Source organism: Neisseriaceae bacterium (assembly GCA_016864895.1).
Classification (GTDB): Bacteria; Pseudomonadota; Gammaproteobacteria; order Burkholderiales; family Neisseriaceae; genus QFNR01.
On the sequence record CP046107.1, the window covers coordinates 1,475,570 to 1,489,671 of the forward strand.

The 14,102-nt window shown below is 33.2% G+C and carries 9 protein-coding genes and 1 tRNA gene; 8 read left to right on the forward strand and 2 right to left on the reverse strand.

What is annotated here, in order from left to right:
- Positions 1 to 4: 4 nt before the first annotated feature.
- Complete coding sequence (locus GKC53_06380; protein QRN41712.1) at positions 5 to 1,135, reverse strand: anhydro-N-acetylmuramic acid kinase; 1,131 nt, start codon at positions 1,133 to 1,135, stop codon at positions 5 to 7.
- A gap of 202 nt (positions 1,136 to 1,337) precedes the next feature.
- On the opposite strand from GKC53_06380, the gene GKC53_06385 reads away from it, so the two are divergent.
- From GKC53_06385 to GKC53_06415, 7 genes are all read left to right on the forward strand, one after another.
- Positions 1,338 to 1,413 (forward strand) — tRNA-Arg (locus GKC53_06385).
- A gap of 149 nt (positions 1,414 to 1,562) precedes the next feature.
- Positions 1,563 to 2,978 carry a cell division protein ZipA gene (locus GKC53_06390; GenBank protein ID QRN41713.1) on the forward strand — a complete coding sequence of 472 codons (1,416 nt, stop codon included), beginning with the start codon at positions 1,563 to 1,565 and terminating at the stop codon, positions 2,976 to 2,978.
- A gap of 31 nt (positions 2,979 to 3,009) precedes the next feature.
- Positions 3,010 to 5,631 (forward strand): NAD-dependent DNA ligase LigA, encoded by a 2,622-nt coding sequence (gene ligA / locus GKC53_06395; protein QRN41714.1) that lies wholly within the window; start codon positions 3,010 to 3,012, stop codon positions 5,629 to 5,631.
- Complete coding sequence (gene galU / locus GKC53_06400; GenBank protein ID QRN41715.1) at positions 5,628 to 6,506, forward strand: UTP--glucose-1-phosphate uridylyltransferase GalU; 879 nt, start codon at positions 5,628 to 5,630, stop codon at positions 6,504 to 6,506. The genes ligA and galU overlap by 4 nt, the downstream gene beginning before the upstream one ends.
- A gap of 11 nt (positions 6,507 to 6,517) precedes the next feature.
- Complete coding sequence (locus GKC53_06405; GenBank protein ID QRN41716.1) at positions 6,518 to 7,624, forward strand: AI-2E family transporter; 1,107 nt, start codon at positions 6,518 to 6,520, stop codon at positions 7,622 to 7,624.
- A 15-nt stretch (positions 7,625 to 7,639) separates the two neighbouring features.
- Positions 7,640 to 8,311 carry a DnaA regulatory inactivator Hda gene (locus tag GKC53_06410; GenBank protein QRN41717.1) on the forward strand — a complete coding sequence of 224 codons (672 nt, stop codon included), beginning with the start codon at positions 7,640 to 7,642 and terminating at the stop codon, positions 8,309 to 8,311.
- A gap of 531 nt (positions 8,312 to 8,842) precedes the next feature.
- Positions 8,843 to 9,121 carry a hypothetical protein gene (locus tag GKC53_06415; GenBank protein QRN41718.1) on the forward strand — a complete coding sequence of 93 codons (279 nt, stop codon included), beginning with the start codon at positions 8,843 to 8,845 and terminating at the stop codon, positions 9,119 to 9,121.
- A 61-nt stretch (positions 9,122 to 9,182) separates the two neighbouring features.
- On the opposite strand, the gene htpG is transcribed toward GKC53_06415, so the two are convergent.
- Entirely contained in the window at positions 9,183 to 11,078 is a 1,896-nt protein-coding gene (gene htpG / locus GKC53_06420; GenBank protein QRN41719.1) for a molecular chaperone HtpG, read from the reverse strand.
- A gap of 324 nt (positions 11,079 to 11,402) precedes the next feature.
- On the opposite strand from htpG, the gene GKC53_06425 reads away from it, so the two are divergent.
- Positions 11,403 to 13,889 (forward strand): autotransporter domain-containing protein, encoded by a 2,487-nt coding sequence (locus tag GKC53_06425; protein ID QRN41720.1) that lies wholly within the window; start codon positions 11,403 to 11,405, stop codon positions 13,887 to 13,889.
- Positions 13,890 to 14,102: the final 213 nt, after the last annotated feature.

Consider the following 14,102-nt stretch of genomic DNA (forward strand, 5'->3'; position numbering starts at 1 on the left):
ACAGTTATTTAAATGGCTGCCAAAGAGCACCTAAAATTCTGTTCCCTTTGGCACCTGTGCTAGATGGTAAATTACCGTACTCTTTATGTATTCTTTTCATCGCTAGCCAACTAAAGGCAGTTGCTTCAACATGCATAGGATGAATTCCTAGTTGTTCGATACTTAGTACATAGGCAGGGTCAGCAAGATCTTTTAGTCTATTCATTAGTGTATTATTATAGATACCACCACCGCAAACAAAAATCTCTTTGGCATTGTCAGTGTATTTTTTTATTTCATTGACAATGGTGACTGCAGTTAATTCTACTAGTGTTCTAGCAACATCAAAAGAATTTTCAGAAAAAGATAGAAAGCTATCAAGCCATTGTTTTGAAAATAAATCTCGTCCTGTACTTTTAGGTGGTTTTTTTTTAAAAAAATCAGTTTCTAAGAAGCGCAGGAGTAAATCAAGAATGACTGTTCCTTTTTTTGAATATTTCCCATCTGTATCAAATTCTTTTTTAAAATGAACTCTACACCATTCATCTAATAACATGTTGCCAGGCCCTGTATCAAAGCCTGTAGCTGGGGAATGAGGTTTTAAAATTGTAATATTTGAGATACCTCCGATATTTAAGATGATTCTAGTATGTTCCTTGTCAGAGAATAATTCTTGATGAAAAAGAGGAACCAGAGGAGCCCCTTGACCGCCTGCAACTAAGTCACTAGTTCTAAAATCTCCTACCACGTTAATTTTTGTTTCTTCGGCCAATAGAGCGTAATTAGCTAATTGTATGGAATATGAGAATTCAGGGTAGTGCCGAATCGTCTGACCGTGACAACCTATGGCAGTAATTTTTTGAGGTTTCAGTTTTAACTTATCTAAAAGTTGTTTAACTACTTTTACATATAATTTAGTTATCTCTATCCCAAGTATACAGCTATTATGTAGTTCATTATTTTGAATATTTTGTAATTTAAATAACTGTTTTTTTAATGGAAGACTATACGTTAAACAGTGATGTCCTAGAACACTTTTAAATTTTCCATTTTGATAACTGGCACAAACAGCATCTATGCCATCTAAACTAGTACCAGACATCAGTCCAAGATAAAGTTCTTCATTGTCATTAGTAGTATATTGATGGTTATGCATAAAAGAAACACAATATCGTTTAAATTATTTAGCAAAAAATGAATATTTCAGTACATATAAATTTCACAGTTGTCGATTATATATTAAGTCAATGCAAATAATATAGTTAGTTTTTAAACTATGTTTAATCATAGCAAAAAGTGGTGATATGATATATCGTATTGTATTAATTATGTTAGAATGTGCCCCTAATAATTAATTTGCACTCGTAGCTCAGTTGGAAGAGTGTCGGTTTCCGAAGCCGGAGGTCACAGGTTCGATCCCTGTCGGGTGCGCCATATAACTTTAAAATGTAAAATTATAATGGAGGGATGACCATCCTGTATTTTCTTGAGAATTTAGTTATAATTTATAGTTATAAATGATTATTAACGAAGCTATCAATGATCATTAATTCTGTTTTTATATATTTTATAGAGAAGAGTGTATGCAAGCTGAAACAATTTTTTTAGGAATATTGGTTTTTTGTGTTGTGGTTGTGATATTGGTAGTTTTATATGGTATGTACCAAGAGAATCAATACCGCAAGGAAGTCTTCAAACAATTTGGGCATTCCAATAGAGATGCTTTACTAGATGATCCTGTTACCCAGGTGCGTGATGGTGAGGGGGATTCGTACAAGTTTTCTATGGCCAGGTCAGGTCGGATTGGCTCTGGAGAGCCGGAGACTTTAGATAGTTTCCCTAAAGATGGAATATTTAAAGAGGACGATTACGATGGGGAGGACGTAAGCGATATAGGATTGAATATTAATGAAATCAAAAAAACAAAACAGATAGATAATATTCAAATGGAAGATTCAGATTTGTCTTTAGAAATGTCTGTGAGTCCAGGATTTGATAGTAAAGAAGTAAAAGTTAAAGCTCCAGTCCAAGATAGTTTGGCTCTGAATGAAACACCTGAAGACATTGATACAAAGAGATCTTGTCATACTAAAGACACTTTCTACTCCAAAGAAAGTATTGTGAGTAAAATTGAGAAAATTTTCCCTAAGAAAAATAAAAAAATACGATCATTGATATCGATACGTGAGCTGGAAGATTTAGATTTACCTTGGTTTAGTAAATGTTTTGACTACATGGCTTACATTACCTTGGATGAACCTAAGGAATTACATGTATTACCTCGTTTGAGTAGTAAGCATCGTTTTAAAATAGTAGCTTGTAATATGGATGATCAGTTTCAGTTAGCTGAACCAATACCGGGTGTCAAGTATAAAGCTTATATTATTGGGCTTCAAGCAATTAGTCGCTCGGGGCTAGCAAGTAAAAACGATCTAAATCTATTTGGAAAAAATGTACAGGATTTTGCAAAAAGTTTAGAGGCTGGATATCATTTGACTGATATTGATGCTTTTTATGATATTGCCAGACCTATGGATGAATTATGTGCTCGAGTTGATCAGATTATTGGATTGCATTTAGTTTCAAGAGATAGTATTGATGGTGTTGATTTAAGAGCAGCTTTGGAGCGCAATGGTTTTAACTTATCTCATGATGGTGCTTTTTATTATCCCAGTTATGAAGAAGAGTTATTCAAAATTGTTAATATGGAAGAGAAGCCCTTTACACCTAGTATATTAGCGGGCAATTCTTTTAAGGGGTTTAGTGTTTTATTTGACATTACTCATGTCCCTCCAGGCCATAAAAATTTTGATAAATTTATGGGATTGGCTGTTAAATTGGCTAATGAACTAGGGCTTGATTTGGTAGATGATCAACTAGGAGAGCTATCAACAGAATGGCTAAAAAATATTGGAGATTATGTTTTAGAACGGCAAAAAGAAATGGAGTCAGTTGGCATTATTCCGGGAGAAGAATTGGCCAAACGCTTATTTTCATAAGTGTATTTAGGAATTTTTGTATATAAATATTATGACAATATCAGAAGAAAAAGATATAAAGCGTGAGATGGATGATTTGGTTCTCACGCTTTCTCGTTATGCAGAGGAATATTATGTGGAGGATGATCCATCGGTTCCAGATGCAGAGTATGATCGTTTGTTAAATCAACTCTTAAATTTGGAAGAAAAATATCCCAGTTTGAAACGTTTGGATAGCCCAACTCAACGCATAGGAGGAAAACCTTTAGATTCATTTAAAAAAGTTACTCATACTACTCCCATGCTCTCGTTAAATAATGTGTTCCCCATTGTGGATGAGGAAGGTGGCAATTTTTCTTATGATCAAATCAAAACTTTTGATAAAAGAGTACAAAAGGAATTGTCATCTAAAGTGATTGAATATGTTAGTGAGCCTAAATTTGATGGTTTGGCGGTTACTATTTTATATATAGAAGGAAAGCTATTCTTAGCAGCAACGAGAGGAGATGGCACTCTGGGGGAGGATGTCACTCACAATATTAAAACCATACAAAGCATCCCATTAGAATTAAAGGGAACTATGATACCATCTCTTTTGGAGATCAGGGGGGAGGTTTTGATGTTTAAACAGGATTTTAGAATACTTAATGAATTACAAAAAAAACAAGGAAAGAAATGTTTTGCAAACCCAAGGAATGCAGCAGCAGGTTCATTGAGGCAACTGGATCCTTCTGTAACAGCTAAACGTCATCTACACTTTTTTGCTTACAGTATTGCCAGAGTGGATGGTGTGGTGTCATACAGTTCTCATTTTGAGGAAATACAATGGTTACATTCTTTGGGTATACCTGTTCCAGACAACAAATTATTTAAGATTTGTTATGGTATAGAACAGGCTATCCAACATTATGAGTATATTTATCGTCGACGTTCAGAACTTCCTTTTGAAGTAGATGGTGTTGTATTGAAAATCAATGCTTTTGAACAACAAAAAAAATTAGGGTTTATTGCTAGAGCTCCTCGTTTTGCTATTGCACATAAATTTCCTGCAGAGGAGGCTCTAACAGTTGTTAAAGCAATTGATGTACAAGTAGGCAGAACTGGTGCTATTACACCAGTAGCGAGATTAGATCCTGTTTTTTTAGGCGGAGTGACTATAACCAATGTAACTTTACATAATGAAGGTGAAATTTGTAGGAGAGATATTAGGGTGGGTGATACAGTAGTTATTTCTCGTGCGGGTGACGTGATTCCTAAGATTACGCGTTCGATACTCGAAAAACGGCCAATGCAAATTAACCAGAAAAGTGTACTTGAACCAAAGTACTCTAGATTTGAATTTCCTAAATATTGTCCTGAATGTGGTAGCCTGATTATTAAAGAGCCAACTGAGGCAGTGGCCAGATGTTCGGGTCATTTGATTTGTCCTGCCCAAAAAGTACAAGCATTGATTCATTTTTCCTCTAAAAGAGCGATGAATATTTCTCATTTGGGTAATAGAATCATTGAAGGGTTAGTAAATAAAAATTTTTTGCTAAATTTTTCTGATTTGTACCAAATAGACTTATTTGATTTAATTCAATTTAAATTGGATAAATTAGTCGAATCATTTTTATTAGATAATTCTTTAGAAACAAATTGGTATGAAATAAAACAATCCATCAGAGTATATTCAACATTATTTGAAATTCATCAAAATAGGGCTGATATATTAGCGCTTTATGAACAATTTTTACATAGTTTGAAAATAATTAATGTACAAGAGTTGGACAATTTTGATGAGAAAAATGTCTGGTATCATTTTATTCAATTATATGAAGAGTTATTAGTCTATTTGAGGTCTTACCCAGAAGGAAAAACAAGCACTAAATGGGCCGAAAATATTTTAATTTCAATAGAAAATAGTAAACAAACTATTTTAAACCGATTTATTTTTTCTTTAGGCATTAGGCATGTTGGTGAAAAAACAGCTCAACTATTATCTGATTATTTAGGTTCTTTAGATAATATTGTACAAGCACCACGTGAGTTTTTACTTTGTATCCCAGAAATAGGATCAGTTGTTGCTGATTCGATCATTAATTATTTCAATAGTGATTATAACTTGCAACAAGTTCAACTTTTATTAAAAGAGAATATTTTGGTTAAAGAAGTTGGTCTAAATAAGGATATATTAGAGATATTTAAACCCCAAAACTGGTTGAAAAATTTTGCGGCAGGATTATCGCATACTGAGATTGAAAGAATATTATTAGATATTGATTCCTTAGAAGGTTTATTGGATTTAAACAAATTTGCTTATTGGACAGATTTTTTAGCTCAAGGCAATAATAAATCAAAACTAGATTTGCTTATTAATTTTTATAGAAAATTGGAAAAGAGTACTTTAATTGACTTGATTGATGATGATAAAGTGACGCATCCTTACTTTACAGGAAAGACTTTTGTATTTACAGGTACTTTGAATTCTTTGACAAGGGATGAAGCAACCGACAAGGTGAGAAAATATGGAGCAGAGGTCACCAATTTTATTTCCAAAAATACAGATGTACTTGTGGTAGGTAATAAAGTGGGACGTAAACTTCAAAAAGCACAAGACATGGGAATTGATATTTGGTCGGAAGAAGAATTTAATATTAAACTTAATCAATTATTAGTTGAGGAACATGAATGAAACCAATTAAAAAAGTTGTTTTACCTGTGGCTGGTATGGGGACAAGATTTCTTCCTGCTACAAAGGCAATGCCCAAAGAAATGTTACCAGTTGTAGATAAGCCATTAATTCAATATGCGGTTGAAGAAGCTATTGAAGCAGGTTGTACAGAAATTGTTTTTATTACGGGAAGAAGTAAACGCAGTATTGAAGACCATTTTGACAAAGCTTATGAATTAGAAAGTGAATTAGCTTTCAAAAACAAGAATCAGTTATTAGAATGTGTACAAGATATCTTACCTAGTAACGTGAGTTGTCTGTATATTCGTCAGGCAGAAGCTTTGGGGCTAGGGCATGCTATTTTAAAATCATTGCCATTTATAGGCGATGAATCTTTTGCAGTTATTTTGGCAGATGATTTAATTGATGCTCAACCGGGGACATTAACTCAAATGATTGAAGTTTATAATCGTTTCGGAAATTGTATTTTGGGGGTAGAAGAAGTAGATCCCAGTGAAACTGGTTCTTATGGTATTGTAGAAGTAAGTCAAGAAGAACATTATTTAAAAGTGGACAGTATTATTGAAAAACCTCATCCAGATGTAGCACCCTCCAATTTAGCAGTGGTAGGTCGCTATATCTTAACATCAAAGATATTTGAATTTTTAGCAACGATTCCACGGGGTGCTGGTGGTGAAATTCAGTTAACAGATGCTATTGCAAGGCTATTACAGTATGAAACTGTAGTAGCTTGGCCTTTTGTAGGGAAAAGGTATGATTGTGGTAGTAAAGTAGGTTATTTAGAAGCCAATTTGGCTTTTGGTATTAAGCATCCTCAAACAGCAAAACCTTTTAAGAAAATTGTATTGGATATGGCTAAAAATTTGAAGGAGTAAAGGTATTTGATATGTATCAGACTGAAAAAAAATTGTATATACCATGGTTGATAATACTGTTTATTTCTGGGGTGATTATTTACTTGTGTTATATGCTGTCTAACATTCTGACCCCTTTTATAGTAGGTATAATTTTAGCCTATTTCCTCAATCCATTGGCCACAAGATTATCGCACAAGATACCCAGAATGGTTGCCTCCTTAATAATAGTGATGGGCACTGTAGTTTTGATTTTAGTTTTTATTGCATTTGTTATTCCAGTATTATTGCAACAATTACATGAATTAATTGATAAGATGCCTGTGGTCTTAAATTGGATACAAGCTAATGGAGATAAAATTAATTTACCTGTAAGTCTTCGGGATAAGTTAGATATTATTGGAAATCAGATTAATTTTAGAGAATTTTTCAGTACTGAGAACTTGGGATCGATTTGGCAACAAAATAGTCAAACATTTAAATCACTTATTTTAAAAATTTCTGTTTATGCTAAGCAAACTGGTAGTGGTATTATTTTATTGCTTTATAATTTGCTTATGTTACCTATGACCTTATTTTATTTCTTGTATATTTGGCCTCAGTTGATGGGGAGGTTGGGACGCTTAATCCCAATAAGATATCATAGGGTTGTTACTGAATTTATGAGGAAGTTAGATAAAGCTCTATCAGAATTTGTTCGTGCACAATTCTTGGTCATGGTAGTAATGGGGTTAGTTTATGGAATAGGTCTAACTTTAGTGGGGTTAAAAAATGGATTTGCAATAGGTTTTATGACAGGTTTTTTAGTTTTTATCCCGTATTTTGGCTTTACTGTGGGTTCTATATTAGCTACCTTGGCAGTGATTTTGCAATATGGAGATATTTGGCACTTGGTTGGTGTTTGGATTGTGTTTGGCATTGGTCAAACTGTGGAGTCATTGGTTATTACGCCTAAACTAATTGGTGATCGAATTGGTCTTTCACCGGTTCTAGTCATTTTTGTTTTGTTGGCATTCGGTAGCTTATTTGGTTTTACTGGCATGTTACTTGCACTACCTATCTCTGCTGTTTGTGTTGTAATCATGCATACTATTTCTGATCAATACTATAAGAGTGATTTTTACTTAGAAGAAGAGTAAGGAATATAAATATAGATGAAGCAAATAGTGATTAATTTTGAAGATCAGGGTTATCCTGGTTTTGATTCTTTTTTAGGCAGTCAAAATCAAGAATTATTGTCAATATTAAAATCAGATGAGCCTCAGCTTATGTTGGTGTGGGGGGCAGAAGGAATTGGGAAAAGCCACTTACTTAAGTCATGGGTCAAACAAAGACTAGTTCAGGGGCGACCAGCCATCATGATTTCGAAGTTGCAACAACAGAATTTTGATGAAATTCTTAATAATGCTTATCAATATATTGCCATTGATGATATTCATAAGTCTGATGAAAATTTACAGATCAAACTACTTCATCTGTTTGATGAGTTGGTTAATTCGGGGTGTCATTTACTAGTGAGTGCAGATGGGCCACCACAGAGATTGACTCAATTGCGTCATGATTTGAGAACCAGACTAGGATTGTGTTTAATTTATGAAATATTTCCTTTATCCGAGCAAGAAAAATTAGAAACAATGAGAAAGTTTATTCAAATAAGGCAGACCAACATATCTGATGAAGTTTTAAATTATTTAATTTCTCATTCTCCTAGAACATTAGATTTTTTATTAAATACCTTGCAAGAAGTTGATAATTATGCTGTCAAAAATAAAAGAAAAGTGACTATTCCTTTATTGAAACAATTTTTGTTGGAGAAACATTTGTGAGTGTTGGTTATTATTTGATTTAGAGGTTCAATGGTTTATTTATATGGTTGAAGGCGATGCTAGTTAATGAAACTGGTAAATTATTCAGACGATTATTGTAATGGGAGTTTAAATTTTGAATTTTTATAATAACCTATTAAATGAGTTACCTTCACAAATAAGATTAGTTACTTACCCTCAGAGTATAAACCATAAAGTCAATTATGAACATAGTTTTATCTTATCATTTAAAATATTTTAATATTTTTGATTTTTGTCTCCAAAACTTATGACTGTTGTATTCTGAATATTAAACTAAAATCTAGTAAGTACTAGTGTTAGGGTGTAATTTTTGTATTTTCAAAGTGTTATTTTGAATATAGATTCTAGACTTTAAGATAGTTTTTGTTTTACTTCGCAAGTTAATATGGTATCTTTGGTTCTCGGATAGGTTGCTTAAATTACCTTTCTGAAGTTTCAACTTTTTGATTTATAAGAAAATATATTAATTTTTCTTTTGGATGATTTAATAATTTAAATGGAGGTATGAGAATGAGAAAGTTAAGTACATTGTTATTAGCAAGTGGATTATTATTTTTTTCAGTATCAACACAAGCAAAAGTAGTTTTGAATCCTGAAACAGTTTCAGGTGGATCTTCGATTTCAGCAGGTGTGACCTCTTTGGGGGCTGGTATACCAAGTTCTGCAGCACCAGTTGTAACTTTACCATTGCTGTTGGTAACAATACCGGTGGGGGTAGTGACAACAGTGGTAGGTAGTATTTTGACAGCATATGGTTATCAGAAAGGTAGTTTATCTTCTAGTAAATAAGCTTTTTTAGTCAATAAAAAAACCTCAATCATATGATTGAGGTTTTTTTGTTTATGAGAATCTATTGTTCAATGATTAATTGATTCATTCTTTTAATAAACTCAGATGGATTATTAAGTTTCCCACCCTCAGATAGTAAAGCTTGATCAAAAATAATCTCAGCGAGATGTACTGCTTTTTCTGTATTTTTCTCTTTTGATAACATTTTGAACAAAGCGTGTTCAGAATTGACTTCTAATATAGGAAGTTTACCTTGAGCTATACCAGTTGACTGAGCACCAGCGGATTCTAACATTCTGACCAAATATTGACTCATTTCATTTTCTTCTACTACTAAACAAGCAGGGCTTTCAGTTAAACGAATAGTGGTTCGAACATCACTAACCTTATCTTTTAAAGCTGTTTTTAAAATTTCTAACACTGTATTAGTGAGTTCATCGTCTTTGACAGAACCCTCTATGGTTTGCTCACCAAGTGACTCTAAGTTTAACTCTCCTTTCACAATGCTATTTAATGGTTTATTTTTATATTCTTTTAATAAATTAACAAACCATTCATCAACCTGATCTGTAAGCAGTAATACTTCAATATTTTTCTTTAAAAATATCTCCAAATGGGGGCTATTTTTAGCGGCTTGATAGGAATCAGCAGTAATATAATATATTTTATCTTGTCCTGGTTGCATGCGAGCAATGTATTCATCTAAAGATACATTTTGCTCTGGAGAATTATTTAAGCTACTTGAAAAACGACTTAAACTAGCAATCCTTTCCTTGTTGTTAAAGTCTTCCCCGATTCCTTCTTTAAACACAGCGCCAAATTGATTCCAAAATATTTTGAATTTTTCTGGTTCATTTTTTGATAATGAGCTAATTAAATCCAGTATTTTTTTTACACTACCAGAACGAATGGTATCAATATCTTTATTTTGCTGTAGAATTTCACGAGAAACATTTAATGGTAAGTCATTACTGTCTATTACACCTCGTACAAATCTTAAATAACTTGGAATTAATTTTTTAGCATCATCCATGATAAAAACACGCTTAACATAAAGCTTAATGCCATAGCTAGTTTCTCTATCATATAAGTTAAATGGCGCTTGAGAAGGGATATACAGTAATCCAGTATAGTCCTGATGACCTTCTACTTTAAAGTGGATCCACGCTAGTGCATTACTAAAATCATGTGCCACATGATGATAAAAATCTTGATATTGTTCTTCTGTAATTTCTGATTTTGGACGAGTCCATAATGCTTTGGCTTGATTGACAATTTCTAACTCATTACTAGGAATGACATCACCTTCTTTGTTATATTCTGGTGCTTTTTTCATATGGATAGGAACAGAAATATGATCACTATAAGTATTAACTATACGACGTAATGTCCAGTCTGACAGCAAATCTAAATCCTCTTTTTTTAAATGTAAGGTGATGTCAGTACCTATTTGTTCTTTTTCAATTGGTTCAACAGTAAATTCCCCGTTTCCCTTACTGGACCAACGTACGCCTTTAGATTGATCCACATACGCAGAACGACTTTCTACCACAACTTCATCAGCAACAATAAAAGCTGAATAGAAACCAACACCAAATTGGCCAATTAAATTAGCATCTTTTTTTTGGTCACCTGTTAATTTTCCTAAAAATGCTTTTGTGCCAGATTTAGCAATTGTACCTATATTATCGATGATTTCTTGTTCTGTCATGCCAATACCATTATCTGAGATAATAATAGTTTTTTTATCCGGATCAGTTGTGATTGTAATTTTGAAATCACTATTATTTTTTGATAAATCTGAATTATTTAACTGTTCAAAACGGAGTTTATCAATAGCATCCGCACCATTGGAGATGAGCTCCCTCAGAAATATTTCTTTATTGGAGTACAAGGAGTGAATCATTAATTGTAATAATTCTTTAACTTCAGTCTGAAAATTTAAAGTTTGTTTCATAATTATCCTCTCTTATGATTTTAATTTTTTAGAATGATGAGGGTTAATTCTTTTTTTTCAAGTGATTAATTGCTAATAAATTTTTTTATTTAATTTTCGAATTAAATTATATATATATCAATCGTTATGACAGAACATATTTTCTTATATTCTTTGAAAATTTCTTTAAGTAGAAATGAATAGAAAAATTAGGGGGAGTTATTTTAGAGTGCATACTAAAAAACTTTAGAGTATATGCTAAAATTAGTGATTCATTTAGATTATATGAGAAATATAATGTAGGAATGGGAACAATTATTGTCAATTTTTTTTGGAGGATAGAGTATGGTCAAAATGATAGACAGGAAGTTACTAATATTAACTTTGTTATCTAGTTTTAGTAGTACAGTAAGTTATTCTGAAGAATTAAAAAATAATCAAGATTTATCCAGTCAGATAACATGTGCTACGTGTCAGGGCAGCGGTGATGAAATGACTAATTATGTCATTTTTTTAAACGGATTATTTGCATTAACTGAGCTATCATTGGTGTTCAGTCACGATGTTAAATTTCAACCTAAGCTATCCTATCCAGATATTAAGCAATATGTCTTAAAAAATAATGTTCAGAATACTGCTTTGTCTCAATCAATCAAATTGTCTTCAGCATTTATGCCAGGAAATTTAAAACACAAGAAAGGTGTTAGATTAGGTTATGATTTTTCTGGTTATGATATGAATTCTCAAAATAAAGATTTTGAATTTAGGAATGTGGTTACTTTTGGTGATTCATTATCATACACAGGATCTTTCTCCGGTAGTTCTGTTTATATGGCAACAGGTAATCCATCATTTTTTTACAATAGTTTTTTATCAATGTACTTGACTGGTAAACTTAATACAGCAAGAGATCAAAATGGTACTAATTATGCAATTTCAGGCGCATTGGTTAAATGGAATTCTAACCTATTACAGTTATTGTTAGATCCTATATCGATTATGCGCTCTAAGATGTCACAGCAAATAGAATACTATTTAGATGATAATGGGCAAGTTGCTGACCCTAAAGATGTGTTTGTATTGTGGGGAGGTGGCAATGATATGACCGGCGATGTTATACAAGCAGCAATGCCATGGAATTGGGATAAAATCTTAACTTCATCAGGTAGTTATTTAGATGACAAGCCAAAAGTTTTAGGAGATTATGCTCAGTTACTGGCGGATAAGGGGGCAGAAAATATCTTTGTGTTAGGTTTACCAGATCTGGGTTTATCACCATTTTCCGGAGCGGGGATGGTTGAATCTGGCGTAGGGGCTTTAATGGGTATGTTGACGAGTCGTATGCCATATTATTTTAAATTTTTAAACAGGATCCTAAAACCGGGTGAATGGCTATTGGGTGCAATGGATAGTTATTTACGAAACAATAACAATTTGGTGGGTACACCGGTTGGTAATGCAGATGAATACTTTATAGATAACTATGCAAGGATGTATAACCACTTTATGCCATTGATTCCGAAAGAGTTATGGCGTTGGGTGATAGTGATTCCATTACAATTACAACGTAACTTGGTGCTTCGTTGGAATAGAGATTTACAAGAACGTTTAATGGATGTGAATGGTAATATAGTTTATGCTGATATTTACCGCTTATATGAAGAAGTACAAAACGATCCATATACCTATGGTTTTACTAACATTCTAGTAGCACAATGTGGCTTAGGTAAAGAGTCTAGATCATGTGATGCGGGGGATGATTATTATCATGGAGATGATGGACAAGTGTATATGTATACTGACTGGCATCACCCAAGCCCACAAATGAATCAAATCATAGCGGAATACTTGTTGAGTATCTTCAATGCACCGGGTTATGTATCTGGTTTATCTAGAGTTTCGGAGGTAAACGAGAGTGTACGTAATAACTTCATGAAGAATGAGATGAAGTATATGAGGTTTGATACAAGAGAAGTAGGTGAGTTTAGAACGTTTGCAAGTATATTAACGGGGATAGATAAGAACAGTCGATCATTAAGTTCAAGGAATTTATCGACCCAAGGTATAGGAGCAGGGTTTGTGTACAGAGCCTCTGAAGGTTTAGATGTAGGAGCCTCATTATCGTTGATGTATGGAGATAAACATCCAAGTAATCAATTGAAGTATAAAGACAGTGCACAAGCATTGACGGCATTTATGCAATATAAAGATGCGAGTGGTTTGTGGGCAAATGGGCAAGTTTATACGGGTTGGGAGCAAATGTCTGATATCAAACGTTCGATGCAGTTTCTAAAACACATTAGAACGGAGAAAGGCGCAACGAAGGGTAAGGTATCAGGGTTTGGTGCTTCCGTGGGATATGACGTGCAAATATCGGAATTAGGTTGCGATGAATGTTCTACGACTTGGTATGCCACCCCTTACATTGAAGGTAGTGTGACTAAATTCAAGGTTAAGGGATATGAAGAAGAGGGTAATAGTTCTACGGCGATGGAATTTAATGAACAAAAACGCACAAATAAATTAGGTACGTTAGGTGTTCAATTTAGTAGTCGTTCGCCGAAGTTAAATACTAACCTAGACATAGCATACACGAAGAACTTCGACTATGAAGAGTTTGAAGCAGAGGGGCGTTTAAAGAACTTTGCTAAAAACTTCCATCGTTCAGGTAAAGGTATTGCAAAAGAAAGGAAAGGTTGGTTATCGATTACACCAAGCGTTGAGTACAAGATCAATGATGAAGTATCGGTATATGGTAATGTGAATTATGATTATGTCAATAGTAAGTTGATGCAATTAAATGGTACTTTAGGTATTAGGAGTAAATTCTAAACCAATTTGATAGACTCGAATATCAACAGCTCCGTAAGGGGCTGTTTTTTTATTGTGTCGAGGCCAAGTATTTTTCTTACAATAAATTTATTAATGTTGTTTAATTAATACATATTATCTTGTTATTTTTATTATATGGGTTAATGATTGGGAAACGATTGTTACTAGCTTCTTTAAACAAATGGTACTTTTAGTTAGAGTATTTACTAACAG